Source organism: Aminobacter niigataensis, assembly GCF_946995915.1.
Lineage (GTDB): Bacteria > Pseudomonadota > Alphaproteobacteria > Rhizobiales > Rhizobiaceae > Aminobacter > Aminobacter niigataensis.
Window position 1 is genome coordinate 1420151 of record NZ_OX341517.1, and the last position, 25635, is coordinate 1445785.

Here is a 25635-nt window from a genome sequence, read left to right on the forward strand (position 1 = left end):
GGCCCGCGGATTGCAACGCCGGCGTTGGTACCTATTCGGTGGCGATGAATTTCAGCGTGCCGGCGATTCCCGACCCTGATGTGCCGTCCTTCCGGTCGGAGGGATGGTTGATGCCGTCCATGACGGGGATCTCGGTGAAGTCGAACGGGCTTATACCCTCGAGGCAGGCGGCGTTGACACCGTACTGGTTGGGGTTCGACCGCCGTTGGTGGTGGGTGTAAATGCCACATTTCGAGCAGAAGTAGTGCTTCGCCGCCATGGTGTTGAACTGGTAGATGGTGAGCGCTTCTTCGCCAGCAAGGACATCTACGCCGCCAAGGTCGGCCGACAAGGCGACGGCGCCCTTCATGCGGCAATAGGAGCAGGTGCAGCGCCGCGCGCTGCGCAGGCCGTCCGACAGCCTGACGCGCAGGCGGACCGTGCCGCAGTGGCAGGCGCCGTTGATCTCGTGGATGTCCATGTTCATGTCGGCGATGTCTCCTGTTGCCGGACTATTCGGCGCGCCCCAACTGGACTGAACGCTTCCCAACATCAAGGATGCGGGCCTGATCATCGCTTGTGCCAATGCAAAAAAAGCCCGGCTTCTGGCCGGGCTTTTCAAGAGGCTGACGCTGGGAGGATGCGTCAGCCGCGGGAATTGCGATCGGGAGTGCCAAAGGATTCGCTGCGTTCGACACTGCGGTAATAATCGACCAGCAGCTTGCCGCGCTCGGGCTTGAAGGTGCGGCCGGCGGAGTCGACAGAGGCGATGCGGTCGATACGGAAGGCGCGGAAGTCGTTGCGCATCTCGCACCAGGCGATCAGCGTCCAGACCTTGCCCCAAAACCACAGGCCGAGCGGACGCACGTCGCGCGCCGAGCCGCGGCCGGCCTCGTCATTGTAATCGAGCTTGAGCACCTGGCGCTTTTCGACGGCGCGCTCGATCAGGTCGATCGCCTCCCGGTCGGCGTCGGAGACGACCCACATCGGCGTGTGGATCTCGGTGCGGGCAATGCGGTCCTTTTCCGAGTCCGGCAGGACCGCGCCGATCTTGACCAGCGCCTCGTCGGCGGCACGCGCCATGGCGGCACCGCCGAAGGCGCGGACCATGCGGGCGCCGGCAACCAGGGCTACGATTTCGTCTCGTGTGAACATCAGCGGCGGAAGGTCGAACCCTTCCCTCATCATGTAGCCCACCCCGGCCTCGCCATCGATCGGCACACCCGTCGATTGCAGGTCGGCGATGTCGCGATAGATCGTGCGCTCGGAGACCTCGAGCCACGCGCCGAGTTTGTGCGCGGTGACCAGGCGGCCACCTCGGAGATGCTGTACGATCTGGAACAGCCTGTCGGCGCGTCTCATCGATTACCCCTCAAGGTCTCGCGCTGTTCTTGGCCAAGTGGGGGCGCCTGGCGTCGATGACAATGCGCGTGGTCAAAAAGCCGGTCCGGCGTGCCATCTCGTACTCGGCACCGAGCAAAGCCAAGCACCTCGGAACGCGAACCTCTTCACTCTATCATCGCACAGGCCTCCTGACAGCGTATTGTCAGGAGCCGTCACCATGTTCGCGCGCGACCATGGCATGCTCGCGCGCGAACATGGCGCGCATCTCGCCGATCTGGCCGGCCTGCTCGGGATAGAGCGTCTCAAGGAAGGCCGCAGCGAAGGTCCCCGGCGCCGATCCCGGCGCCGAGACGATGTTGTTGTCGGCAACCGCATGCGCCACGTCGCGATAGTTCGCAGCGCCGGCATAAGCGGGCTCATGGCCGAGGATCCAGTCGCGGCCGTTGCTGGTGTGGCCAACGTCTTCGAAGAGCCCGGCACGGGCGAGCGCAAGCGTGCCGGCGCAGATGCCGCCGATCACGCCGCCGCGCGCGGCCACCGCCTTGAGCAGCGGCGAAACGTCTGGTGCATCCTTCGCCGCCCAGCCGTCGGAACCGATGACCGCAACCGCATCGAGATCCTTGTTTTCCGCCGGATTGGCACCGCGTGCGGCATCGAGGCGGAAGCCCGCGATGGAGGTCAGCGGCGATGCGTGCGGCGAAATCGCAATGGCGCGTGCGCCGAACCACTCGACCGCCGAGGCGGCAAGCATGCCGTATTCCCAGTCTGCGTAGCCCTCGATGAAGAGAACGCCGATGGTTTTCGAGGCGGTCATTGGTGCGTCCTTTCCTGCCAGCCCTGTCAGTTGCTGTCGGCTCGGCGCGAGCCGAAGCGGTCGGGCCAGCCGATGTCCTTGCGAAGATCGGCGGGGAGCGAGTTCAGGAATCGCTCGGTGCGGATCTCGTTGTGGATGGTCCTGATCTTGCCGGCATAGTGCCTGACCGCGCGGAAGATGTCGGGGTTGAACGAGCTCATGACTGATCCTCCAATTCGTTTACGGGAGGAGTATCGCACAGCCCTCCTGACAGCCCTCTGTCAGGAGCCGGTCGGCGTATCGAGATTCAGTTCAGGCCTGTCTCACTCTGCATTCCAACAAGCCCGCCTGCCGCCCTCGGTCAGCTCTTGGCAGGCACCGTGTAGTTGAGCGCGAGCCGCCCGCCATCGGCAAAAATGGTCTGGCCGGTGATGTAGCTGGCGTCGTCGGAAGCCAGGAAAGCGGCGATCGCGGCGATCTCTCCGGGCTCGCCGATGCGGCCGAGCGGCGTGCGTGACAGGACGCGCGCCATGGCTGCCGGGTCGGTGTTTACGCGCGCCAGCATGTCGGTCGAGATCGAGCCTGGGCCGATGGCGTTGACGCGGATGCCGTAGGGCGCAAGGCCCAGCGCCATGACGGAGGTGAGCTGGGCGATGCCGCCCTTGGACACGGCATAGGGCACCTGGTCGGCGATCGCGACCACGGCATTGACTGACGACATGTTGACGATCGAGCCCGGCGCACCACCGGCCGTGACCCTTTCGACCATGATCCGGGCCACAGCCTGGCCGGCGAGGAAGGCACCCTTGAGGTTGACCCTGAGCACGCGGTCGAAATCGTCCTCGGTGAGGTCGAGGAAATCGGCCTGGTGATCGATGCCGGCATTGTTGACCAGAACGTCGACGTCGCCGAATGCGTCGATCGTAGAGGCCACCAGATTGTGCACGTCGAGGCGCTTGCCGACATCGGCGCGGACGAAACGCGCCTTGCCGAGCTTGGCGAGGTCGCGCTCGGCTGCGTCGCCCTGTTCCTGGTCGATGTCGGCGATGACGACGCGCGCGCCTTCGCTGAGCAGGCGCTCGGCAACGGCATAACCGATGCCCTTGGCGCCGCCTGTGACGATTGCCGTCTTGCCGTCGAGCCTCATGTTCCGCTCCTGTCACTGTTGCCGCGAGGGCGATTCCAGTGGCGGACAGTGGCGGGAAGGGCGGGCGCGGTCAACGGGCGGCTCGCGTGCAGTGGCGGAACCAGCGATCCCGGGGCATTGCCAATCAGTGCGAGGAGAAATAGGATACCCCCCTATATTATAGCGAGGGTGCGATGTCGCATGTCATCAAGGAAAAGGCCAAGCTGCTTGCGCGGGTGCGGCGCATCAAGGGCCAGGTCGAGGCGGTGGAGCGGGCGCTGGAGGCCGAGCTCGGCTGCGCCGACGTTCTGCAACTGGTCGCCTCGGTGCGCGGCGCCGTTGGCGGGCTGACCGCCGAGCTGATGGAAGACCACATCCGCGACCACGTGCTCGCCCCCGCCGATGCTACAGAGCGCCAGCGCGGCGGCGAAGAGTTGATCGACGTCATCAGGACCTATCTGAAATGAGCCACGACCATCCGCACGGCCACCATCACGGGCATGACCATCACCATGACCAACCGTTCGAGCCGGCGCACAGCCATGTCTTCCTGGGCGAGCGCCACGACCGCAACGCGCGGCGGACGATGCTGGTGATCGTGCTGACGACGGCCATGATGGTGATCGAGATCGTCGCCGGCACGGTCTACGGCTCGATGGCGCTGGTGGCCGACGGCTGGCACATGTCGACCCATGCGGCGGCGATGCTGATCGCGGCCCTTGCCTATGTGTTCGCGCGGCGGCAGGCGCACAACCCGCGCTTCACCTTTGGCACCGGCAAGGTGGGCGACCTTGCCGCCTTCGCAAGTGCCGTGATCTTGGCGATCGTGGCGATCTACATCGGCTGGGAGAGCGTGGCCAGGCTGATGAACCCGGTGGCGATCAGTTTTCACGAGGCTGCGATCATCGCCGTGGTCGGGCTGGCCGTGAACCTCGCCAGCGCCTGGCTGCTGCATGACGGCGGCCATCACGGGCATGGCCACGACCACGACCACGCTCATGGACATGGCCACGGGCACGACAACAACCTGCGCGCCGCCTATGTGCATGTGCTGGCCGATGCGCTGACCTCGGTGCTCGCCATCTTCGCGCTGGTGATGGGGGCGATCTACGGGCTGCAATGGATCGACCCGGCCATGGGTATCGTCGGCGCGGTGGTCATCGCGCGCTGGTCGTGGACGCTGATCCGCGATGCCGGGCGCGTGCTGGTCGACTACGTGCCCTCGGGTGAGGACCTGCCCGATGAGATCCGCGAGGCGGTGGAGACCGACGGGGATGTGATCACCGACCTGCATGTCTGGCAGGTGGGCCCCGGGCATCACGCGGCGATCGTGGCGCTGAAATCGAGCGCGCCGGCGACGCCCGAGAGCTACAAGTCGAAGCTCGCCCACATCCACGACCTGTCGCATGTGACGATCGAGGTGCAGCCGGCGTAAGACGCGGGTCATCTCTCCGGTGCGGCCTTGATCAGCCTGACGATGCGGCGGTGAAAACCGCCAATTGGGCATCGAAAGCACGCTTGAAGGCCGGCCGCGCTTCGCCGCGGGCGACATAGGCGGCGAGGTTCGGATACTCCTCCAGCAGGCCCGATCCGTTCAACCTGCGCAGCACGCCCACCATCACGAGGTCGCCGGCGCTGAACGCGCCGTCGAGCCAGTCGGCTTTGCCAAGGCGACGGGAAAGGTCGCCCAGCCGGTTGCGGATGCGATCCTCGAGCATGAGCAGGCGCTCCGCGTACCAGGTCTTGTCGCGCTCCAGGTACCCTGTGCTTTCCCGTTCGAGGATCGGCGGCTCGATCGTGCTGAGCGCGGCAAACATCCATGTGATGGCGCGCGCACGCGCATTGGCATCCTCGGGCAGCAGGCTGGCATTGCACTCCGCGATATGGAACACGATCGCTCCTGACTCGAACAAGGCGAGATCGCCTTCCTCATAGGTCGGAATCTGACCGAACGGTTGAAGCGCACGATGGGCGGGCCGTTTCATCTCGCTGAACGAGACAAGACGGACGTCGTAGGGCTGGCCCACTTCCTCGAGCGCCCAGCGAACACGCATGTCACGTGCCTGTCCCTTGCCGCGGTCGGGCGAGCGTTCAAATGCCGTGATGGTGGGGGTCATCGAAAGGCTCCCGTGTTTGCATGATGGTGCCGATGCGCGTGATTGTGGGTTTTTCTCATGGCCAAGGTATCCAGTCCTTGCGCTTTGTCTCCACAGGACGAATGACCGGGGCGGCTCCCGACAAGCTACCCGGTCTTTTTCGGCCACGGCTTCCGGGGGTGGACAAAGGCCCTTGCCCCCCTATGTCGAAAGGATGCGGGCGGGTTAACTGGCTCCCAAGCGAAAGGAACGCGCAATGGCCATCGCCAAGAACACGATCTGCCTGTGGTACGACAAGGACGCCGAGGATGCGGCCCGCTTTTACGCCGAGATCTTTCCGGACAGCGCGGTGAAAGCCGTCCACCGCGCGCCGGGCGACTATCCCTCGGGCAAGGAGGGCGACGTGCTGACGGTCGATTTCACCGTCGCCGGCATTCCCTGCATCGGCCTCAACGGCGGGCCGGTGTTCAAGCACAACGAGGCCTTCTCGTTCCAGATCGCCACCGACGACCAGGAGGAGACCGACCGCTACTGGAACGCCATCGTCGGCAATGGTGGGCAGGAGAGCGCCTGCGGCTGGTGCAAGGACAAGTGGGGCGTCAACTGGCAGATCACGCCGCGCGTGCTGACCGATGCCATGGCTGCCGGCGGCGCCGAGGCGAAACGGGCGTTTGCGGCAATGATGGACATGAAGAAGATCGACGTCGCGGCGATCGAGGCGGCGCGGCGAGGGTGAGGTGCTGCCGGGCTTTGTAGCCACATCGCCAGTAGGGCGTGCCTGTCCGGCACCGATTGCAAACCTAGGCAAGATCCTTTCGCAGCTGGACAGCGGGCGCCAGATACGTCGCAACGGTTCCGGCGAACCGGAAGCCAGAAGCCTCGTAGAACGGGCGAGCCCGCGCGCCGGCCACGACACGTAGCGACCGTGCGCCGAGTGCTGCGGCGCGGCGTTCGGCTTCGGCGAGGAGCATGCTGCCGATGCCTTTTCGCCATGCCTCCGGCGCGATGAAGAGATCTTCCAGTTCGGCCAGAGTGGCTACGTCGTCAGGGAGGACCGTCACGAAGCCGATGATCTCCCCGGCGATCTCGGCGACCACGACATGCGGCACGTGCGCGGCCGGGACCTCTCTCGCCTCCGGCATCGCCTGCAGTTCCTCGACATGATCTCCCCAGGCCAGCGAAGACCGCAGCTTGAGCGCGCCGAGGGTATCCCTTTCCTCAGCGCGGGCCGGCCGGATGTTGACGGTCATTGCCGTTCCCGCGTGCTCGCTCAGGACAGTGCGCCTCACATCTTCTCGCCGGGCAGGGCGCTGGCCTGCCTGACCCAGTCGGAGAGCTGCGCCTCGTCGAACGGGCGGCCCTCGTAGATGTCGAGATAGCGCACATTCGCCTGCTTCGACGTACCGGGTGGGAGCGGCGAGAGGTGAGCGCCCTTGAAGAACGCGACCTTGACGTATCTGGTGAGGCAGTGAAAGCCGACGAACCAGAGATCCTTCGCCGTGCCGTAGAAGGGCGAGTTCCACTTCACCGCCTTGACCACATCGGGGACCGCCTCGGTGATCAGAGTGTCGAGGCGGCGGCCGACGTCCTGCTTCCAGCCGGGCATGGCGTCGATATAGGACTGGACGACGGCGTCGCCATAACCCTTGGCGATCTGCGGATTGCCGCCGGACAGGAGCTTTACTTGGGCGGGTTCCTTTGCGGTCATCAGGCGCTGCCCTTCGATGCAGGCACGGCGTTTCGCTGGCCGCCGAGATAGGGCAGGAAGAACATGTAGATGCCGGTCGGGATCAGTACGAAGAGCGGCGGCAGGGGCAGATAGTAGAACCACTCGGGCAGGGTGGTGATGGCCATGCCGGCGAAGATCGATGCGACGGCCAGGCTGAAGACGAGCGAGGTCCAGCGATGGACGGTGCGGATCACAGAGTTCATGGCAAGCTCCCGGATTTCGATTGACGGTGCCGGCGAGGCGATGGTCAGTCCAGCTTCGAGACGACGTCGCCCAACTGGGCGATGAAGCGCGGCCAGCCGACAGTTGCGCCCTGGAAATAGGACTTCTGGGCGGTGGTGAAGCCGCGCTGCTCCATGCGCAGGCTGGTGCCGGTGGCGGTGGGGGCGAGCGTCCAGGTGACGATGCTGCGCAGGTCCTTGGTATCCCAGCGGTAGGACAGCGCGCGGTTCGGCTCGACCGTCTCGACCTCGCAATCGACCTGTCCCCAGTCGGCGGACAGGGTGAAGCGACGGCCGGCTTCGGGAGTGAAGTCGTTGTTCATCAGCCATTCTGCGATGAGATGCGGCTGGGTGAGGGCGCGCCAGAGCTTTTCCGGCGGATAGGGAAAATCGCGCTCGACCACGACCGAGCGCGTCGTTTCCATCGTTTCTGTCATTGGTCCATCCTCTTGAACAGGTTGTCGAGATCGTCGAACCGGTCGTGCCAGAATCCGGTCATCTCGGTCGTCCAGTCGACCAGCGTCCTCAGCGCGTCGCGCTCAGCACTGTAGTAAGTGTAGCGGCCTTCGTGCCGGTCGCGCACGAGCCCTGCAGCCTTAAGGATCTTCAGGTGCTTGGAGACCACGGGCTGCGAGACGCCGGCCTCGCCGAGCAGGCCTACGACCGTCGTGTCGCCGTTGCGGCAGAGACGCTCGAAGAGCCCGCGACGGGTGGGATCGGACAGCGCGCGGAAGATCGCGTCCTGAGGCTCAGACATTAACTCATACCCGATTGGCTATGAGTTATTCATAGTCAATCGGGTATGAGTTAGTCAATGGGCGGTGATGTCAGGACTGATGGCGCCGGCTCTCGACCTCATGTTGGTCATTCGTAAGTAGATTGCAAAATCCCTAAAGCTGCCTTTCGTCGCAAGGCGTCGGCGTGGTCAGCAATAGTAGTCCATCAGGCAATGCGGCGCATAACCCCACATTATGGAGTGAGCGAGTTTGATCCTAAGGGGCCGGCCTTTCGCGAAGTATAAATGCCGGCACGCCACCAGACCAACACGCTGAGCGTCAGCATCAAGATATCGGCCATTGGAGCGGCGATCCACACACCGGTCTCACCCCAAATGTAGGGCAAGGCAAAGGTCAGCGGAATTGCGAACAGATATGCCCGCCCCAGCGAGAGGATGGCGGCTTCCCGCGCCCTGCCTATAGCTTGCGCATAACTGGCGGCCATCATTACCGGGCCGAAAGCGAAATACGCTGCAAGGTACAGCGGAACAATGCGTGCCACTTCCAGCCTAACAAGGGCATCGGGCACAAAAAGTCCGCCCAGCCAGTCGCGTCCACCAAGCAGCAGCAGTTGCACTAGCAGGCCATAAACGACGCTCACGCCAAGCGAAAAGTAAAGCGTCTGCTTTGCCCGTTCATCCTGTCCAGCACCTACCGTGTTGCCGACAATTGCCTGCAGGGCCAGGCTCATGCCCATCAGCGGCAGGAAGGCAAATGTCATCAAGCGCATCACCATCCCATACGCTGCGATAGTCATGTCGGACTGCGGCAGCTCCAGCCGTTGCAGGGCGTACAGCACCGCCGCCGAGCTGAGCGAAATACCGATGAAATTGAGGCTGCGCGGTGCTCCAAGAGTCAGCATTTGTCGCCATTCACGGTCGTATCTCAAACCGACCATCGGCAGAACTGCCCTGCTGCTCATGCGATAGACGACCACGATACCCAGCCCCAATATCTGCGCCAGGGCCGTACCCCAGGCTGACCCAGCCACTCCAAAATCAAACACGCCGATCAGCAATCCGTTGAACCCGATATTGGCCAGTGTCACCAACACGCCTGCCATAGCCATGAAGCCAACCCGACCCTCCATGCGCAGCGCGTCGGCGTGCACAGAGAGTAGAAACCCTGCCGGTGCGGTAGCAAATGAAATGGCAAGGAAGGTCCACCCCATCTCACCGAGGTGGACGTTACCGCCCGCAACCAAACTGACAATATGGGCACCCAGTCCAAAAAAAGTCAGCATTGCCAAGGCAGCGACAGCAACGGCAAGCCCCTGTGCGGAAGCAAAGGTATTGATTGCCCCATCCATGTCTTGGGCACCTAGTCGGCGACCCAATATGCTGGCCATGCCGATGCCGACCATAGTCGAGACAGCCACCAGTAACATCGAGATTGGAAACACCAACGTCACCGCGCTCAGGGCATCAGCCCCCACGAATGCGCCTAGTAACATGGCATCGACCACGGTCAGCAGGCCACTTATCGTCGTCACGACGATGATTGGCAGGCAGGTTCGAATGAAGACGGATCGGATCGATCCACGCAAGAATGAATTTTTCGGCTCAGCCGCCAACGACGATTGGTCGCTCATCAAAAACTCCCGTCATGGGCAAGTAGGATGATCTTGATGGGGCTCGCATTGCCATCGCTCCAACTGCCCCAGGGGGAAATGGCGATCAGCTTGTCTAATGCAGGGGCTTAACCACTGGCGAAAACGCCATGCGAGCGGCAGGTCACCCTGCGGACCTAGATGCGTGTCTATTTTCGGGTCGTTTTACTGTCAAGGAGCATAAATTGAGCTTGTGCATATTTGGCGGACACTGGTTAAGGTTCGGTGGAGCCGTCTATTGCGCGGCGCAATGTGCGGTTCGCGGCATCGGATTAGGTCCTTCTTTGCCGCCCGTGGACCCAAAAGCGGACCGTTAGCTTTCCACCCCGTTGCTGCCATTGCCGCAACCGCGCCCTTGCGAAATGCCGGGGCGCTGTTGCAAAACAGGGCATGTCCAAGACCACGCCCGCCACGCTGATGCTCGCCAAGTCAGGTGTTTCCTTCGCCGTTGCCACCTACGACTACGATTCCGGTGCCGAGCGCGTCGGGCTGCAGGCGGCCGAGGCGATGGGGGTTGCGCCTGGCGTCGTGCTCAAGACGCTGATGGTCGAGGTCGACGGCAAGCCAGCCTGCGTTGTGGTGCCCTCCGACCAGGAGGTCAACATGAAGAAGGTCGCTGCCGCCTTCGGGGGCAAGGCGGCGCAGATGATGAAGCCCGTCGATGCCGAGCGGCTGACGGGCTACAAGGTCGGTGGCATCAGTCCCTTCGGCCAGCGCAAGCAGGTGCCGACCGCGGTCGAGGAGATGGCGACGCTGGAGGAAGAGATCTACCTCAATGGCGGCCAGAGGGGCCTGCAGATCCGCATGCGCCCCGACGACCTGATCGCAGCACTCGGTGCCAGGGCGGCCGACCTCATCCGCTGACCCGCGTCATTTGCGGGCGTCGATGAAATGTTGCTTCAGTTTGGCGATGTCGCCAGGCGCCCAGTCCTTGATGTCGGCGACCTGCATCCAGGCATCGATATAGTGCTCGGCGGCATAGACGTGGCCATGGCCGATAGGTGCGGTGGTCGCCATGGCGATGTCGAGCGTCAGCTGCAGGAAGGTGATGACCGGATACCAGCGCAACTCGGGCGAAACGTCGGGCCCGCGCGGCGTCTTCATCCAGTCCGGCTCGCGGTAGAGCGAACGGGGTTCGTAAAAGACGATCGGGTCCGAGGCATATTGCAGGTAGACGAGCCTGAGTGGCCCCCACACAGCGCCCGGAATGTCGAGCGCGTTGTTCTGCGCGGTGAAGCGGACATAGGAGCCGTCGCGGAACGCGGGCAGCCATTCTGGCGTGCCGGGATTGCGGTCGTCGGTGATCGAGCGCCAGATGCGGCTGGCGAAAGGCGGGCCGCTGAGCAGGGCGCCCTGATAGGGATCGCCGAGGACCTCGAACAGCTCGTTTGACAGCTCAGTGCTGAGGGCCCCGAGGCTGAGGCCGAACAGGTAGAGCTTCGGCCGTGTTTCCTTGGGCAGCGTGCGCCAGTGGCCGTAGACCTCGGAGAACAAAGCGCGCGACTGGTCGGCGCCGTAGCCGGGCTCGACCAGCAGCGACAGCCAGCTGGCGAGGTAGGAATATTGCGTGGCGACGCTGGCGACGTCACCATTGTGCAGGAACTCGATGGGGTCGATGGCCTGTTCGTCGACCCAGCCGGTGCCGGTGGGCGTGACGATGACGAGCGTCGAGCGTTCGAAGCCGCCGGCGCGCTTGAGCTCCTCCAACGCGAGCCTGGCGCGCTGTTGCGGCGTGCTGCCCGATTGAAGCCCGACATAGACGCGGACCGGCGCCATGGCCGGCTTGCCGGTGAGATTGCCGATGTCGGCGGCGCTCGGGCCGGTGGCGATGTAGGAGCGGCCCATGCGGCCGAGATCCTGCCAGCGGACCAGGGATGCGGCGCTGCCGGTCTTGCCGGGCTCGGTCGGCTGCTGCGTCTCCGGCGGCATCAGGGCGTCGAGGCGCTGGAACGAGCTGTCCATCACGCGCAGCCCGTAGCGGAAGATGATGCCGTCGGCCGCCGACCAGAACAGAAGCACCGCAATGGTGGTGCCGATGACGTAGGACACGCGCGTCGGCACGAAGCGGCGCAGCTTTTCGGAGACGAAGATCAGCGTCAGCTTGAACAGCCGGCCAAGCGCCACGAGCACGATGAAGGTGACGAGCGCGATGGCGCCGACTTCGAGCGGGTGGGCGGTGTCGACCGGGTCGAGCTTCATCAGGCTGCGAATCGAATTCTGCCATTCCGAGGCGCGCCACAGGAACACCAGGCCGACGATGCCGCAGGCGACGGCGGCGACAAGCTTGCCGCCGATCAGGATGCGCGCCTTGAGTTCGGGCAGTTCGAGGTAGCGCCACAGCCAGCGCAGGAAGAAGCCGCAGCCATAGCCGACGGCGGCGGAAAGGCCCGACAGCACGCCCTGGGTCAGGTAGTTGCGCGGGATCAGCGTCGGCGTCAGCGACGCCGCAAAGAACAGCGTTCCCAACAGCAGACCGGTGGTCGAAAACGAATACCAGTACCTGACGACCCAGTTCCGCAGCATCTTCAGTGCCCCTCATGCCATTCCGGGGGCAACTTGCCCCGAGCCCGGCGTGCAGGCAATGGCACAGCGTCCAAATCTGTGGGGAGGGTTTGGCCGGCTGCATCCAGCGCCAAGCGCGCTGGTGGGTGGATCGTTCGGCAAGCTCACGACGCATCAAGAGGGCTACTGACGTGTCGCTCCTGTGAGCAAGGCATCGGGAACCGGCGCCGCTTGCCGAAGCACGAAAGAAGCGGAACCAATGGCGCGGCAGAGGCTACGTCCTCCCATCGATACCCGTCACGTCACCACGATGGGTTCCGTTACCAGAAATCCTTGTGATCGTTTACGATCTCTTCTTCGAGTTCAGGGATTGGGCCACGGATCGCTACATGGCGCCGACCGGCGGCGAACACCTGGTGACAGCTCAGATCGAGGGTCAGATTCTCCGGGTTGTCCCCAGTCAGCTCGGCCAACCGCCTTTCGCTGAGTCCGTAGACCACGGTGCCGATGCCAGCCCAGTAACAGGCCCCTGCGCACATGCAGCACGGCTCGACCGAGGTTACCAGCGTGCATCGCTCAAGAAAGGTCGAGTCGTATTGCTGCGCGGCCGCGCGGGCCACGTTTGCCTCTGCGTGGCCAACTCCGCGATCCTGCGCGTAGGTGTTGCCCGATGAAATGAGCACGTCGCCCTCCGGCCCGACCAGGAGCGCCCCGAAGGGATGATTGCCGCTTGCCCGGCTCTCGGTGGCGATCTCGACGGCGAGACGTAGATATTCGGTATCGCTCCTCATGGCTGCCTCCCTTGGATGCCCATTGTTGACTCGCCGCCGCGCACTGTCACCCTCCGAATCTCGTCGGAGCCGATGGATAGCTCAACGCCCTGCGGCGAGCGCCTTTTGAACGCCTGCTAGACGCCGATGCCCCTCGCCTTGAGCGCTTCCGTGATTTCGTCGAGGATGGCGGGATCGTCGATGGTGGCAGGCATCTTCCAGTCCTCGCGGTCGGCGATCTTCTGCATGGTGCCGCGCAGGATCTTGCCGGAGCGGGTCTTGGGCAGACGCTTGATGGTGACGACCGTCTTGAAGGCGGCGACCGGGCCGATGCGGTCGCGGACCAGACCGACGACCTCCTTCTCGATGGCGCCGGTGTCGCGGGCAACGCCGGAATTGAGCACGATGAAGCCGCAAGGAATCTGGCCCTTCATGGCATCGGCGATGCCGATGACGGCGCATTCGGCGACGTCGGGGTGTTCGGCCACGACTTCCTCCATGCCGCCGGTCGACAGGCGGTGCCCGGCGACGTTGATGATGTCGTCGGTGCGGGCCATGATGAAGAGGTAGCCGTCATCGTCGACGAAGCCGGCATCGGCCGTCTTGTAGTAGCCGGGGAACTCGGCCAGGTAGGCGTTGAAGAAACGCTCGTCGGCATGCCACAGCGTCGGCAGGCAGCCGGGCGGCAGGGGCAGCTTGACCACGACATTGCCGAGCGTGCCGCGCCCGACCTCATGGCCGGCATCGTCGAGCACGCGCACGTCGTAGCCGGGCATCGGCACGCAGGGCGAGCCGTACTTGACCGGCAGCAGGCCGAGCCCGACCGGGTTCTGGCTGATCGGGTGGCCGGTCTCGGTCTGCCACCAGTGGTCGATGACCGGCACGCCGAGCTTCAGCTCGGCCCATTTGATGGTTTCGGGGTCGGCGCGCTCGCCGGCGAGGAACAGAGTGCGGAACTTCGACAGGTCGTATTGCGGCACGAACGTGCCTTGCGGGTCTTCCTTCTTGATGGCGCGGAAGGCGGTTGGCGCGGTGAACAGGGCGACGACCCCATGTTCCGAAATGACACGCCAGAACGTGCCGGCGTCGGGCGTGCCGACCGGCTTGCCCTCGAACAGGATGGTGGTGGCGCCGTGCAGCAGCGGGGCATAGACGATGTAGGAGTGGCCGACGACCCAGCCGACGTCGGAGGCGGCCCAGAACACCTCGCCCGGCTTGACGCCGAATTCGTTTTCCATCGTCCATTTGAGCGCGACCATGTGGCCGCCATTGTCGCGGACGACGCCCTTGGGCTGGCCGGTGGTGCCGGAGGTGTAGAGCACATAGAGCGGATCGGTGGCGAGAACCGGCACGCATTCGACCTTGCGGCCGGCGGCCTTGGCCGCGCCGACGGCCTCGGTGTAGTCGAGGTCGCGGCCGGGGATGAGGTCGCAGGTCAGCTGCGGCCGTTGCAGGACGATGCAGTGCTCCGGCTTGTGGGTGGCGAGTTCGATGGCGCCGTCAAGCAGCGGCTTATAGGCGATGACGCGGCCCGGCTCGATGCCGCAGGAGGCGGAGATAATCAGCTTCGGCGTGGCGTCGTCGATGCGGGTGGCGAGTTCCTTCGCGGCAAAGCCGCCGAACACCACCGAATGGATGGCGCCCAAGCGGGCGCAGGCGAGCATGGCGAAGGCGGCTTCGGCGACCATCGGCATGTAGATGATGACGCGGTCGCCCTTGCCGACGCCCTGGTCGGCGAGCACGGCTGCCAGCGCGTTAACCTCGGCGAGAACGCCGGCATAGGTGAACTTCTTCTGGGTGCCGGTGATCGGGCTGTCGTGGATGAGGGCGACCTGCTCGGCGCGGCCGCCCTGGACATGGCGGTCGAGCGCATTCCAGCAGGTGTTGCACTCGGCGCCGGAGAACCACTGGCCGTAGACGCCGCCCTCGGCATCGAAGACCTTGTCCCAGGGCTTGTACCAGTCGATGGCGCCTGCAGCCTCGGCCCAGAACGCCTCGGGGTTGCTGACCCAACCGTCATAGACCTCGTGATAGCGAGATGGCATGGCGTCTCCTTCCCAGGATGTCGGCCCTTCAGGGCGTCTCGTTGGCTAGCCTTGTACCCGCGTTGCCGACGGGGCGTCCATTTGACCTTGGTTTAAGTGCCGGCCAGCAAACCCCATTTCGATAGATATTCCGATGCGGTTTTGCGCACTTCGGGTATTCGCCCGGTGTAGTGCGTCCTTTGGCGCGGGCTCGGTTGCATGGCGGCAACGATAGCAGATTGCCGGCTGCACTTTGACAGGGGCGCGCGAAGTTGATCAAAGGCTGCATGTCGAAGGCGCTTTCGCTCATCATCCTGGCCATCATGGCGATCCAGATCCTCAAGCCGCTTGGCCTGCCGGGACTGAGGCAGCGCCGCGATTTCTGGAAGCTGGCCGTGCTGGCGCTGGCCGCGATCTCGATCACGGCGCTGCTCGGACACTAGAAAGCCGGGGCGAGGCCCTGCCATGAAATGTGCGCGCCGAGCAGGGCGAGTCCGGCAAAGAACCAGCGCCTGAAGGTTTCCGGCTCGACGCGGCCGCGCAGCCAGCCACCCAGCCACATGCCAGCCAGTGCCGGAACGATGGCGTATGCGGATGTGCCGACCGACTGGAGCGGCACGGCATCGTTCCACCACAGGCCGATGCCGAGGGCGATCGTCGAGACCGTGAACGACAGGCCCAGGGCCTGCACGAGATCGTCGCGGCCAAGGCCGAGCCCGCCGAGATAGGGCACGGCCGGAATGACAAAGACACCGGTGGCGCCGGTCATCACTCCGGTCGCCGCACCGACGACCGGGCCTGCCCACGGCTCGGCCCAGCCGGGCACTGCCATGCGCAGCCTGAGCAGGCCGAGGGCGGCATAGGCGAGCAACACCAGGCCGAGCCCCGCTGTGACGATGGCGGTGTAACTGCTGGTGATGAGGCCGGTGGAGGCCAGGGTGGCAGCGAAGACGGCAAGCATCATCGGCCACAGGCGGCGCAGCAAGGCAGAGATATCGGGACCGGCCAGCAACTGCCAGACATTGGTGACGAAGGAGGGCAAGAGCAGGATGGCCGCCGCCTCGGCCGGCAGCATCACCAGCCCGAGCAGCCCCATCGCAACGGTCGGCAGTCCGAGGCCGACGACACCCTTGACCAGCCCGGCAAGGACGAAGACGGCACCGACGACGGTGAAGAGCAGATATGGCTCCGGCATGGCGGCGAGGATGCATCGTCACCATGGGTGCGGGCAAGAGCCGATGCGACAGCGATGGGGGGCCCGCCGGGGCAAAACCCCATCCCAACCCCAGCGGGCCTTACCTGATTTGAAACAAATCAGGCTCCGGCCATCGCCGGCTAGCCATGCCATGCACGCGGCGTGCCAGCCGGATCTGTGCCGGAATGGGACGCCGCCCGGATCGGCGTGCCCGACCTGCTGGACTTGCCGGCTGCATGCCGGTACGACGGCCGAATGAAGCAGAACACTCTCTACCTCATCATTGGCGCCCTGGCCGTGGCCGTGATTGCGCTTGGCGTCTACATCTTCCGCGAAGAGACCAAGCCCAAGGGCGTCGAGCTGCGCATCGACGAAACGGGCATTTCGGTCCAGGAAAACTAGGCGCCGTCCCGCCGGGCCTGCCGGGACGCGGCCTGGCCCGATGGAACGCTCCGCCGCTTCATGTGTTGTTTCATGGCGAGACAAACCTGGAAGCTGCGATGTTCGAGCTACTGCAAAACCTGCTTGCTGCGGCCTTCCACGGAAAGCCGGCCGACGAAGCCCGTGACGGGGTTTTGGAGGATGTGACCGGCAGCGCGGCCAGCGAACGCCTGCATCGCGACCTGGATACGTGCTTTCAAGCAATACACGAGCAGATTGCCGGGGGACCGCGATGAACGATCGCCTGGGTATCCCCGGCCCGATGCCGTCAGGCGCGTGCGGCGACAGGCAGGTTGTGTTCCGGGGCGTATCGCCCTAGAGCCTTTCCATCCCCGAGATCGGGATGGAACAGGCTCTAGCCTGTTGTGTGGGCATGGTCTTTTTCCGAGCCGGTTTCCCGTAGGCGGAGCTTCGGTTCGGGATCATGCTCCAGGCAGGCATGACCAAGAAAGGATACTCATGGCCAGACCGACCAACTACAATCAGGAACGTAGGGACCGTGATCGCGCCAAGGCCGAGAAGCAGGCCGCGAAGCTTGCGGCCAAGGCCGAAGCCAAGGAGCGCAAGTCCGGGACAGAGGCCGAAACGACCCCTGAAGCGGAAACCGAACTTTCGGTGGGTTTGAAGCCGGACTGAGGTTGGGAACACCCTGAACCGGCATCGAGAGCGACGAGCTTCCTTACGGCTGACGCGCCGGCGATCAGTCCTTGTCGCTGATCAGGACGTTGGCGTCGCGCACGGCTGCGATGAAAGCACGCCGCGCGGCCATGACCGGCCTTTCGCCCGACAGCGCATCCGAGCATGCCTGAAGGGCGGCGCGGTGCTTGGGGCCGCGCTTGCCGGGCCAGTTGTTGAGCAGGAAGGCCGACGCCTCCTTGGCTGTGCGGAGGATGAGCGGGGTGCCGGCCGGATCGCTCTTTACGGTGACGGGTGTTTCAAATCTGATATTTTCCATGGCTGCTCATACGCCAAACCGGCGGGGGAAGCGAGGCACGTAACAACTGGGGATGCACAGGCTTGCTTGTTGCGGCCGCCGCGCTGTTGGATCATGCCAGATTGACGGAACGCGAGCTTCCGTCAACTGTGAAAATAGCCGCGAACGGGCGGGCGGGAAATACAATGGACACCGGCGGTGCGGCACAGGTCTGGTTCGGACCACAGACGATGGGCGCCATGGTGGTGGCACTGGTGGTCTATGTATTCGGCTCGTTCCTTGCCGTTGCGGTGCTGGCCGTGGCCGCCGATGCCTTTGCCTTCGCGATCGACTGGCTGCTTGGCGGTGTCCGGCCCAACGTCATCCAGCTCGTCGGCTCCGTGCTCGGCGCTGTTGCCGGCATCTGGGCGGCGCGGCTCGCCTGTGACCTGACGTTCGACGCCTACCGGCCGCGCGCCGTCTTCTGGATGTTCGTGGTCGTGCTGACCATGACGACGGTGAGTCGGTTTTCGCTGCCATTCACGACGACGCAGGCGATACTGGGGGCACAGTACGTGATCGCCCTAACGGCGGCGCTCCACTATTTCTGGCGCGAGCGGGCGCCGCTTGGCGTGGCGACGGAATTGATACGCTCGGATTGAGACAGGGTATTCCGTGCGCGCCGCGCCAGACCGCCGAGCCCCACGAGAGGGAAGAATGAACAGCAAACTGATACTGCCTGCGGCTCTTGGGCTATTGGCTGCCGTGGCTACTCCAGCATCTGCCGAGGGCGACCGCTACCAGGCTTTCAGCACCACTGCCGAGAGCATCACCGGCGACATTTCCATGGATGATTTCGGCATCACCTTCGCCAATGGCGAATCCCTGACGTTCGCCGCCCTACTGGGCGACCATTTCGTCGTCGACGGAGAGCGGGTCAATGCGTCGGTCTACAGCATCGAGGATCCCTCGGACCCCGAACTGGAGAACGGCAATCGGCTGTGCGGCGCGGGCGACGTGACCTACCTGGCGAACTGGGCCGGCGGCGAAGGCCTGACGATTGTTGCGGTGTTTACCGGCGACGAGCCACCGGAGAGCAGCGACGACATGTGCGCGTCGTATGCGTATCAGGATTGATGGGGCCTCTGACGCGTGGTTCGCCGTTGACTCTCGACAGGCCGCGCTTGCGGCGGCAGCCCGCCTATCGTGGGACAAGCCGAAACCTGAGATAGAAAGCCAGCACGAGTATGGCAAAGGCTATGGCCCACAGGGCGATGGCCATCCATAAGTTCCAAGAAGGGGCGCTGTTTGGTGATTTTGCGCGTACCGATTTATGGCGACGATAAGCTTTTACACCGTAGTGCCACACTGCAATGCTCGTGAGCATGGCAAACAGGCTCGGCAAGAGCCAAAGCAGAGGTGCCCTAGGATCGTTGTAAAGACTTACGAAGGCTAGCGCACCAAGATAGAGCGCCGGTATGCCCTTGTACACGAACCACCCACTTATGATGCCGAGTGGGATATATATCGCCAAAGTAACTTTAGGGTTGTGCCCTAACCACGGTTCGCCATTCTTTTTTTATGACGCCACAGATCGAGTAGTAAGACTGCTACGCAGGCAACAAGGCTGAATACTAACCACCAATCCATGTCGATCTATTAGCGGCATATTCTTTCGTATCAGTTTAGAAGAGCAGCCAAACAACTGACAATAAAAGCCCCGGATCGCTCCGGGGCTTTTTCGCATTCTTGCCTGAAGGCTTGGCTTAAGCCGCCTTCTCCAGCCCGGACTTCCACTGGCCGAGGGCGGCCAGGTGGTTCATGTGGGCGCGGTGGGTGAAGGCGGCCTGGCCAGCACCGAGGTTCTCGGTCTTGCCCGACCATGCCTTCTGCGGCGCTGCCTGCAGCGCGCGGCCGTAGGAGAAGGTCAGCTTCCACGGATGCGGGCCAATCGCGTTGATGGCGTTCAGGTTGGCGGTGGCCTCCTCGTCGGACTGGCCGCCCGACAGGAAGGCGATGCCCGGGACCGCAGCCGGAACCGTCTCGCGGAACAGCTTGATGGTCTTTTCGGCGATCTCTTCGGCGCTAGCCTGCCTGGCGGCCTTCTTGCCCGAGATGACCATATTCGGCTTGAGGATGGTGCCCTCGAGCACGACGCGGGCGGCGTAGAGCTCGTCATAGAGCTTGACCAGCGTCGCCTTGGTGACGTCGTAGCAGGTGTCGATGTCGTGGGCGCCGTCCATCAGCACTTCCGGCTCGACGATCGGCACGATGCCGGCTTCCTGGCAGAGCGCGGCATAGCGGGCGAGCGCCTGGGTGTTGGCCGAGAGCGAATAGGCCGAAGGCACGTTCCTGGTCGTGTCGATGTCGATCACGGCCCGCCATTTGGCGAAGCGGGCACCGAGCTTGTAGTACTCGGCCATGCGTTCGCGCAGGCCGTCGAGGCCTTCGGTGATGGTGTCGCCGGGGAAATTGACGATCGCCTTGGCGCCGGCGTCGACCTTGATGCCGGGAATGGCGCCGGCGGCCTTGATCAGCTCAACCAGCGGGGTGCCGTCGGCGGCGCTCTGGCGAATGGTCTCGTCGTAGAGGATGACGCCCGAAATATACTTGGTCATCGCTTCGGTGGTGCGGAACATCATCTCGCGATAGTCGCGGCGGCTGTCGGCCGTCGACTCGACGCCGATGACGTCGAAACGCTTCTTGATGGTGCCGGAGCTTTCGTCCGCAGCCAGAATGCCCTTGCCACCCGCCACCATGGCGACTGCGATGTCTTCGAGACGTTCGCTCATACAAATACCTCCATAACAGATGCACCGGGCGCATAGCAGAAGCGTCCCGGGAACGGAATGCCGGGGGGTAGCCTATAACCGATTGAAATTATTTCAATCGGTTTAGCTCCAGGTGAGGCCGGCCTGCAAATGGCGAGGGCCTGCGCTTCCGGTGCTCACGTACCTGAATGTACGCTCCGCTCCGGTTCTCGCCCCTCACCATTTTCGGCTCGGCCTGACCCGAAGCTCGACCCGCCCCTGGTGTCCGGCGCCAAAGGTGTTGCCGCGGCTCAGGCCTTGAGTACTTCGACGCCGGGCAGTTCCTTGCCTTCCATCCATTCGAGGAAGGCGCCGCCGGCGGTCGAGACATAGGTGAAGTCGTCGGCAACGCCGGCGTGGTTGAGGGCGGCCACCGTGTCGCCGCCGCCGGCAACGGAGACGAGCTTGCCGGCCTTGGTGCGGGCGGCCGCGTGCCGGGCGGCGGACACCGTCGCCTTGTCGAAGGGCTCGATCTCGAAGGCGCCGAGCGGGCCGTTCCAGACCAGCGTTGCGGCGCGATCGATCCACTCGTTGATCGTAGCAACGGTCTTTTCGCCGACGTCGAGGATCATGGCATCGGCCGGCACGGCGTCGATGGCGACGGTCTCGTTGGCGGCGCCCGCCTTGAATTCGCGGGCAATGACACCGTCCGACGGCAGGATGATGGCGCAGCCTGCGCCTGCGGCCTCGATCATGATCTGCTTGGCGGTGGTCGCGAGGTCGTGCTCGCACAGCGACTTGCCGACATCGGTGCCGCGCGCGGCGAGGAAGGTGTTGGCCATGCCGCCGCCGATGACCAGCGCGTCGACCCTCTTCACCAGGTTCATCAGCAGGTCGATCTTGGTCGAGACCTTGGCGCCGCCGACGATGGCGACGACGGGCTTGACGGGGTTGCCGAGGCCCTTTTCCAGCGCCTCGAGCTCGGCCTGCATGGTGCGGCCGGCATAGGCCGGCAGCTTGTGGGCGAGGCCCTCGGTGGATGCATGGGCCCGGTGGGCGGCCGAAAACGCGTCGTTGACGAAGATGTCGCCATTGGCGGCGAGCTGTTCGACGAAGGCCGGGTCGTTCTTTTCCTCGGCCTTGTAGAAGCGGGTGTTTTCGAGCAGCAGGACGTCGCCGTCCTTCATGGCCGACACCGCAGCGGCTGCCTTCTCGCCGATGCAGTCGGCAGCGAAGCCGACCGGGCGACCGATGACCTCGGCGGTGGCGGTAGCGATGGGTGCCAGCGACAGCGCCGGGTCGGGGCCGTCCTTGGGGCGGCCGAAATGGGCGAGCAGGATGACCCTGGCGCCCTTGCCGGAAAGCTCGGTGATGGTGGGGGCGACACGCTCGATGCGAGTGGCGTCGGAAACCTTGCCGTCAGCCATGGGGACGTTGAGGTCGACGCGGACGAGAACCCGCTTGCCGGCGACGCTGCCGATGTTGTCGAGGGTCTTGAAGGCGGCCATGGGGTTTCCCTTTCCCTTTTGGAGATCGCGCGGACCATACCCAGCGTCAGCGCGGATGCAAGGTTTGTGGGGGTTGGGGGCCGGAAAATTTGGCAGGTGGGCGTCCGGCTGGCAGATGCGCATAGTCGTTTCCGGGTCGGGGCGTTCCCACGACGGCAAAAGGTCTGCGAATTGCATTGCCGTACTGCCTCTGCAAGAATCCAGAACGGAGGGGTGGCAGGTCCGTATGCTGTCGTTGGCAGCAAGAGGAGGAACGGATGCAAAAGAACGAACTGCATCGCGGGCGTCTCATCGATCATATTGGTTTGGCAGTCGAAGACTTTCCTGCTTGCCGACGGTTTTACGGGGCCGTTTTCGGCGCGCTGAACATCCCCATCGGAGGGAGTTCGGAGGACGATCTTTGGGTCGATGAGTTGTTCATTTCGTCGCTGGACAGCGCCGCGGTACAAGGGCGGCCCACGGGTCGTCATCATTTGGCGTTTCAAGCTGCAAGCAGGGCCATGGTGGATGAATTCTATTCTGCCGGCATGGCGAACGGGGGCAGCGACAATGGTCCGCCGGGCGAGAGAGCCTACCATCCCGGCTACTATGCCGCTTTCCTGATCGACCCTGCGGGCAACAACATCGAAGCCGTCTATCATGGCGAAGCGAACCGAAGCGCAGCTTCCGTGACAATCACGTTCTGAGGACGGCAGATCGCTTCCCTACTGCGATCTGCCCCAACGAGGCCCAGTCGTCTATTCGGAACTGGTCGCCGACATTGTGCATTGCCTCAAGCGTCCTCGGATAGGCCCTCGGACGTCGTCGCCGGTGCGGCGGCTGGCTTGGCCGGCGCCCTCTCCGGGCGCTTGGCGAAGAAGCGCCTGATCCGGTCGCGGATTTCGCCGGCGCTGAGGAAGACCGGAACGGTTGGCGGCGGCGGGGCGGGCTCGATCGACAGGCCGACCGAGACGATGCGGCCCTTTTCGTCGACGTCGCGGACGATCAGGTCGATCAGGCCTAGGGAGACGCGGTCGGCATACTCGACATGGCCGCGCAGCCGCTGCGTGATCAGGTCGGCGATGGTGAGCTTGCGCTCTTCTTCCCTGATGGCGGCACCGTAGACCGCTTCGAGTTCGCCGGCGAGATGGGTCTGGTCGACGGTGAAGGCGCCGAAGAAATCCTCGTCCTCGGCATCGACCTCGGCGCGGCTGGCGAACAGCCGGTCGAGCAAGCGCGGATAACGGTCGGGTACGAAGATGTAGACGTTGTCGCCGGCCTGCAGGCGACCCATGTCCTGGAAGCGCATCGAGCGGCCGTCGCGCACGACCAGCGATGGCCGTGCCCAGCGCGGGATGCGCTGGCCCTTGGCCACGGGCGAACCGGGGACGACGCGATAGGCAAGCAGTTCGTGGTGGGCGGAGCCGGGCAGTTCGAGCTCGACCTTGTCGAGCGGGCCGTAGCGCTGCGGCACGATGAGGCCGAGACGGCGGGCGAGCGGTCCGACCGTCCAGCCCTGGATGACCAGCGAGGTCAGCACGATGATGAAGGCGATGTTGAAGATCGCCCGGCCGTTCTCCAGCCCGCCGAGCAGCGGCGTGATGGCGAGCAGGATCGAGACCGCGCCGCGCAGGCCGACCCAGGAGATGAAGGCGGTTTCCTGGCGCGGGATGTTGAACGGGATGAGGCAGAGCCAGACCGCCACCGGTCGGGCGACGAACATCAGGAACAGGCCGAGCACGAGGGCAGACACCAGGATCGCGGGGAACTGCGAGGGCGTGGCGAACAGGCCGAGCACCAGGAACATGATGATCTGGGCGAGCCAGGACATGCCGTCCTGAAATCGCTTCAATGTGGAGACGGCGCGGATGTCGGAATTTCCGGCGACGAGGCCGGCAAGATAGACGGCGAGGAAGCCGGAGCCGCCGACGGCGCCGGCGGCGGCGAAGACCAGCAGCGACAGCGTGAGCACGAAGATCGGCAGCAGGCCGCGGTCGAGGTTGAGCCGCTCGACCAGCTTGACGATCAGGAAGCCGCCGAGCAGGCCGATGGCCGCGCCCAGGATCATCTGGACGATGAAGCCGACGACGAGATCGACAAGCAGCAGGTCGGCATCGGGCTTGGCGCCGAGTGCGATGATCTCGACCAGGGTGATGGTCAGGAAGATGGCGATCGGGTCGTTGGTGCCGGACTCGATTTCGAGCGTCGAGCGGACGCGTTCGCGCAGGTTGATGTTGCCGGCGCGTAGGAGGAAGAACACCGCGGCCGCGTCGGTGGAGGCGACGGCAGCGCCGAGCAGAAAGGATTCGAGCCAGGTGAAGCCGGTCAGATAATAGGCGGCGATGCCGAAGATGACCGTGGTGATGCCGACGCCGATGGTTGCCAGCGTGAGCGCCGGCAGGCCGGCTTGGCGCAGCACGCCGACCGATGTGCCGAAGCCGGAATCGAACAGGATGACGGCCAGCGCTATGGCGCCGACGAAATAGGCGATGTGGGCATTGTCGAAGACGATGCCGAGGCCGTCGACGCCGGAGCCGAGGCCGATGCCAAGGAAAAGCAGCAACAGCGGGGCGCCGAAGCGGAAGGCGATCAGGCTCGAAAACGCCGCGGCCACCACCAACGCGGTGCCGACCAGCGTGACTAGATATACCGCCTGTTCCATGCCGACCCGCCCACGAAGCTGCTTCTAGCTGCGTCGGTGGAGAGTGCGGCGAAGAAAAGGCCATGTGCAAGCAAGAATGGATTTTTGCCGGCTTGGACCAAAGTTTTTTGCGTTGCGGCAAAATGAAAACGCCCGGCCGAAGCCGGGCGTTGCCAATGGGTTAGCTTGCCGCCCAAGTCGGGCGGCTGCAATCAGCCGATGGTTCGGCCCATGACGACGGCGGTGTCGGCCATGCGGTTGGAGAAGCCCCACTCATTGTCGTACCAGGACATGACGCGGACGAGGTTGCCCTCGATGACCTTGGTCTGGTCGAGCGCGAAGGTCGACGAGGCCGGGTTGTGGTTCATGTCGATGGAAACCAGCGGCTCGTTCGTGAAGGCGAGGACGCCCTTGAGCGGGCCGTTGGCGGCAGCGACGAGTACCGCGTTGACCTCGTCGACGGTGACGTTCTTCTTCGACACGAACTTGAAGTCGATGCACGAGACGTTGGGGGTCGGCACGCGGATCGAAACGCCGTCGAGCTTGCCCTTGAGTTCCGGCAGGACCAGGCCGACGGCCTTGGCTGCACCGGTCGAGGTCGGGATCATCGACATCGCCGCCGCGCGGGCGCGGTAGAGGTCCTTGTGCATGGTGTCGAGGGTCGGCTGGTCGCCGGTGTAGGCGTGGATCGTGGTCATGAAGCCCTTTTCGATGCCGAAGGCATTGTTGAGGACCATGGCGACGGGGGCCAGGCAGTTGGTGGTGCAGGACGCATTCGAGATGACGATGTGGTCCTTGGTGATCTGGTCGTGGTTGACGCCGTAGACCACGGTCAGGTCGGCACCGTCGGCAGGCGCCGAGACGATGACGCGCTTGGCGCCGGCGGCCAGATGCGCCGAGGCCTTGTCCTTCGAGGTGAAGATGCCGGTGCATTCGAGCGCGATGTCGACGCCGAGCTCCTTCCACGGCAACTGCGAGGGGTCCTTGATCGCCGTGACCTTGAAGCTGTCGCTGCCGATGTTGATGGAATCGCCTTCGACCTTCACTTCGTGCGGGAAGCGGCCATGCACGCTGTCGTAGCGCAGCAGGTGGGCGTTGGTCTCGACCGGGCCGAGGTCGTTGACGGCAACGACGTCGATGTCCTTGCGGCCCGATTCATAGATCGCACGCACGATGTTGCGGCCGATGCGGCCGAAACCATTGATGGCAACTCTTACGGTCATGTCTGATCCTCCTGGG

32 protein-coding genes are annotated in these 25635 nt (G+C 64.2%); 11 read left to right on the forward strand and 21 right to left on the reverse strand.

Features of this window, described 5'->3' with window-relative positions; all coding sequences use genetic code 11:
- Positions 1–31: 31 nt before the first annotated feature.
- From O1Y97_RS06815 to O1Y97_RS06835, 5 genes are all read right to left on the reverse strand, one after another.
- Positions 32–466 carry a GFA family protein gene (locus O1Y97_RS06815; protein WP_318763546.1) on the reverse strand — a complete coding sequence of 145 codons (435 nt, stop codon included), beginning with the start codon at positions 464–466 and terminating at the stop codon, positions 32–34.
- Between the two features lie 158 nt (positions 467–624).
- Positions 625–1341: a helix-turn-helix transcriptional regulator gene (locus tag O1Y97_RS06820; RefSeq protein ID WP_108606590.1), complete on the reverse strand. Its 717-nt coding sequence runs from the start codon at positions 1339–1341 to the stop codon at positions 625–627.
- Positions 1342–1525: 184 nt separating this feature from the next.
- Entirely contained in the window at positions 1526–2137 is a 612-nt protein-coding gene (locus O1Y97_RS06825; RefSeq protein WP_318763547.1) for a DJ-1/PfpI family protein, read from the reverse strand.
- Between the two features lie 26 nt (positions 2138–2163).
- A complete protein-coding gene (locus tag O1Y97_RS06830; RefSeq protein WP_318763548.1) occupies positions 2164–2337 on the reverse strand; it encodes a hypothetical protein in 174 nt (57 codons plus the stop codon).
- A gap of 140 nt (positions 2338–2477) precedes the next feature.
- Positions 2478–3263: an SDR family NAD(P)-dependent oxidoreductase gene (locus O1Y97_RS06835; RefSeq protein WP_318763549.1), complete on the reverse strand. Its 786-nt coding sequence runs from the start codon at positions 3261–3263 to the stop codon at positions 2478–2480.
- A 173-nt stretch (positions 3264–3436) separates the two neighbouring features.
- Here O1Y97_RS06835 and O1Y97_RS06840 point away from each other — a divergent pair, with 173 nt between their 5' ends.
- Together O1Y97_RS06840 and dmeF are read left to right on the forward strand one after the other, a co-directional pair.
- Entirely contained in the window at positions 3437–3709 is a 273-nt protein-coding gene (locus O1Y97_RS06840; protein ID WP_108606593.1) for a metal/formaldehyde-sensitive transcriptional repressor, read from the forward strand.
- Positions 3706–4677, forward strand: a complete 972-nt coding sequence (gene dmeF, locus O1Y97_RS06845; protein WP_318763550.1) for a CDF family Co(II)/Ni(II) efflux transporter DmeF — start codon at positions 3706–3708, stop codon at positions 4675–4677. Before O1Y97_RS06840 ends, dmeF begins: the two co-directional genes overlap by 4 nt.
- Positions 4678–4708: 31 nt before the next feature.
- On the opposite strand, the gene O1Y97_RS06850 is transcribed toward dmeF, so the two are convergent.
- Positions 4709–5359: a glutathione S-transferase family protein gene (locus tag O1Y97_RS06850; protein ID WP_318763551.1), complete on the reverse strand. Its 651-nt coding sequence runs from the start codon at positions 5357–5359 to the stop codon at positions 4709–4711.
- A 241-nt stretch (positions 5360–5600) separates the two neighbouring features.
- Between O1Y97_RS06850 and O1Y97_RS06855 the strand changes: the two genes are divergently transcribed.
- Positions 5601–6074: a VOC family protein gene (locus tag O1Y97_RS06855; RefSeq protein ID WP_318764160.1), complete on the forward strand. Its 474-nt coding sequence runs from the start codon at positions 5601–5603 to the stop codon at positions 6072–6074.
- 64 nt (positions 6075–6138) lie between these two features.
- Here O1Y97_RS06855 and O1Y97_RS06860 read toward each other — a convergent pair whose 3' ends face one another.
- From O1Y97_RS06860 to O1Y97_RS06885, 6 genes are all read right to left on the reverse strand, one after another.
- Positions 6139–6588: a GNAT family N-acetyltransferase gene (locus tag O1Y97_RS06860; RefSeq protein ID WP_318763552.1), complete on the reverse strand. Its 450-nt coding sequence runs from the start codon at positions 6586–6588 to the stop codon at positions 6139–6141.
- Between the two features lie 35 nt (positions 6589–6623).
- Positions 6624–7046, reverse strand: a complete 423-nt coding sequence (locus tag O1Y97_RS06865; RefSeq protein WP_318763553.1) for a DUF1801 domain-containing protein — start codon at positions 7044–7046, stop codon at positions 6624–6626.
- Positions 7046–7270: a hypothetical protein gene (locus O1Y97_RS06870; protein WP_318763554.1), complete on the reverse strand. Its 225-nt coding sequence runs from the start codon at positions 7268–7270 to the stop codon at positions 7046–7048. Before O1Y97_RS06870 ends, O1Y97_RS06865 begins: the two co-directional genes overlap by 1 nt.
- A 44-nt stretch (positions 7271–7314) precedes the next feature.
- Complete coding sequence (locus O1Y97_RS06875; RefSeq protein ID WP_108606598.1) at positions 7315–7725, reverse strand: SRPBCC family protein; 411 nt, start codon at positions 7723–7725, stop codon at positions 7315–7317.
- Complete coding sequence (locus O1Y97_RS06880; protein WP_318763555.1) at positions 7722–8045, reverse strand: ArsR/SmtB family transcription factor; 324 nt, start codon at positions 8043–8045, stop codon at positions 7722–7724. The genes O1Y97_RS06875 and O1Y97_RS06880 overlap by 4 nt, the downstream gene beginning before the upstream one ends.
- A 212-nt stretch (positions 8046–8257) precedes the next feature.
- On the reverse strand, positions 8258–9655 hold the full coding sequence (locus tag O1Y97_RS06885) for an MATE family efflux transporter (protein ID WP_318763556.1): 1398 nt from the start codon (positions 9653–9655) through the stop codon (positions 8258–8260).
- A gap of 408 nt (positions 9656–10063) precedes the next feature.
- On the opposite strand from O1Y97_RS06885, the gene ybaK reads away from it, so the two are divergent.
- Entirely contained in the window at positions 10064–10537 is a 474-nt protein-coding gene (ybaK, locus tag O1Y97_RS06890; protein WP_318763557.1) for a Cys-tRNA(Pro) deacylase, read from the forward strand.
- A 6-nt stretch (positions 10538–10543) separates the two neighbouring features.
- Here ybaK and O1Y97_RS06895 read toward each other — a convergent pair whose 3' ends face one another.
- The 3 genes from O1Y97_RS06895 to O1Y97_RS06905 form a co-directional block, all read right to left on the reverse strand.
- Positions 10544–12196, reverse strand: a complete 1653-nt coding sequence (locus tag O1Y97_RS06895; protein WP_318763558.1) for an alpha/beta hydrolase — start codon at positions 12194–12196, stop codon at positions 10544–10546.
- A 299-nt stretch (positions 12197–12495) separates the two neighbouring features.
- Positions 12496–12966 carry a nucleoside deaminase gene (locus tag O1Y97_RS06900; protein WP_318763559.1) on the reverse strand — a complete coding sequence of 157 codons (471 nt, stop codon included), beginning with the start codon at positions 12964–12966 and terminating at the stop codon, positions 12496–12498.
- A 116-nt stretch (positions 12967–13082) separates the two neighbouring features.
- Complete coding sequence (locus tag O1Y97_RS06905) at positions 13083–14990, reverse strand: propionyl-CoA synthetase (RefSeq protein WP_318763560.1); 1908 nt, start codon at positions 14988–14990, stop codon at positions 13083–13085.
- Positions 14991–15256: 266 nt separating this feature from the next.
- On the opposite strand from O1Y97_RS06905, the gene O1Y97_RS06910 reads away from it, so the two are divergent.
- Positions 15257–15412, forward strand: coding sequence for a hypothetical protein (locus O1Y97_RS06910; protein ID WP_183262597.1), 156 nt, complete (start codon positions 15257–15259; stop codon positions 15410–15412).
- On the opposite strand, the gene O1Y97_RS06915 is transcribed toward O1Y97_RS06910, so the two are convergent.
- Positions 15409–16164 (reverse strand): sulfite exporter TauE/SafE family protein, encoded by a 756-nt coding sequence (locus tag O1Y97_RS06915; RefSeq protein ID WP_318763561.1) that lies wholly within the window; start codon positions 16162–16164, stop codon positions 15409–15411. The two genes, O1Y97_RS06910 and O1Y97_RS06915, sit on opposite strands and share 4 nt — an antisense overlap.
- A gap of 255 nt (positions 16165–16419) precedes the next feature.
- Here O1Y97_RS06915 and O1Y97_RS06920 point away from each other — a divergent pair, with 255 nt between their 5' ends.
- The 3 genes from O1Y97_RS06920 to O1Y97_RS06930 all read left to right on the forward strand — a co-directional run bounded on the left by O1Y97_RS06920 (position 16420) and on the right by O1Y97_RS06930 (position 17241).
- Positions 16420–16566 (forward strand): hypothetical protein, encoded by a 147-nt coding sequence (locus O1Y97_RS06920; RefSeq protein WP_108606606.1) that lies wholly within the window; start codon positions 16420–16422, stop codon positions 16564–16566.
- Positions 16567–16664: 98 nt separating this feature from the next.
- Positions 16665–16841: a hypothetical protein gene (locus O1Y97_RS06925; protein WP_183262595.1), complete on the forward strand. Its 177-nt coding sequence runs from the start codon at positions 16665–16667 to the stop codon at positions 16839–16841.
- 223 nt (positions 16842–17064) lie between these two features.
- On the forward strand, positions 17065–17241 hold the full coding sequence (locus O1Y97_RS06930; RefSeq protein ID WP_318763562.1) for a hypothetical protein: 177 nt from the start codon (positions 17065–17067) through the stop codon (positions 17239–17241).
- Between the two features lie 64 nt (positions 17242–17305).
- Here O1Y97_RS06930 and O1Y97_RS06935 read toward each other — a convergent pair whose 3' ends face one another.
- Positions 17306–17560 carry a DUF982 domain-containing protein gene (locus O1Y97_RS06935; protein ID WP_108606607.1) on the reverse strand — a complete coding sequence of 85 codons (255 nt, stop codon included), beginning with the start codon at positions 17558–17560 and terminating at the stop codon, positions 17306–17308.
- A 164-nt stretch (positions 17561–17724) separates the two neighbouring features.
- Here O1Y97_RS06935 and O1Y97_RS06940 point away from each other — a divergent pair, with 164 nt between their 5' ends.
- Together O1Y97_RS06940 and O1Y97_RS06945 are read left to right on the forward strand one after the other, a co-directional pair.
- On the forward strand, positions 17725–18180 hold the full coding sequence (locus tag O1Y97_RS06940; protein WP_108606608.1) for a hypothetical protein: 456 nt from the start codon (positions 17725–17727) through the stop codon (positions 18178–18180).
- Positions 18181–18235: 55 nt separating this feature from the next.
- Complete coding sequence (locus O1Y97_RS06945; RefSeq protein ID WP_108606609.1) at positions 18236–18655, forward strand: hypothetical protein; 420 nt, start codon at positions 18236–18238, stop codon at positions 18653–18655.
- 629 nt (positions 18656–19284) lie between these two features.
- Here O1Y97_RS06945 and O1Y97_RS06950 read toward each other — a convergent pair.
- Positions 19285–20310, reverse strand: a complete 1026-nt coding sequence (locus O1Y97_RS06950) for a class I fructose-bisphosphate aldolase (RefSeq protein WP_183262592.1) — start codon at positions 20308–20310, stop codon at positions 19285–19287.
- 269 nt (positions 20311–20579) lie between these two features.
- Positions 20580–21776 (reverse strand): phosphoglycerate kinase, encoded by a 1197-nt coding sequence (locus O1Y97_RS06955; protein WP_318763563.1) that lies wholly within the window; start codon positions 21774–21776, stop codon positions 20580–20582.
- Positions 21777–22033: 257 nt separating this feature from the next.
- Here O1Y97_RS06955 and O1Y97_RS06960 point away from each other — a divergent pair, with 257 nt between their 5' ends.
- Entirely contained in the window at positions 22034–22462 is a 429-nt protein-coding gene (locus O1Y97_RS06960) for a VOC family protein (protein WP_318763564.1), read from the forward strand.
- An 86-nt stretch (positions 22463–22548) separates the two neighbouring features.
- Here the strand turns inward: O1Y97_RS06960 and O1Y97_RS06965 are convergent, their stop codons facing one another.
- Together O1Y97_RS06965 and gap are read right to left on the reverse strand one after the other, a co-directional pair.
- Positions 22549–24417, reverse strand: coding sequence for a potassium/proton antiporter (locus O1Y97_RS06965; protein WP_183262589.1), 1869 nt, complete (start codon positions 24415–24417; stop codon positions 22549–22551).
- A 191-nt stretch (positions 24418–24608) separates the two neighbouring features.
- Positions 24609–25619: a type I glyceraldehyde-3-phosphate dehydrogenase gene (gap, locus tag O1Y97_RS06970; RefSeq protein WP_108606614.1), complete on the reverse strand. Its 1011-nt coding sequence runs from the start codon at positions 25617–25619 to the stop codon at positions 24609–24611.
- Positions 25620–25635: the final 16 nt, after the last annotated feature.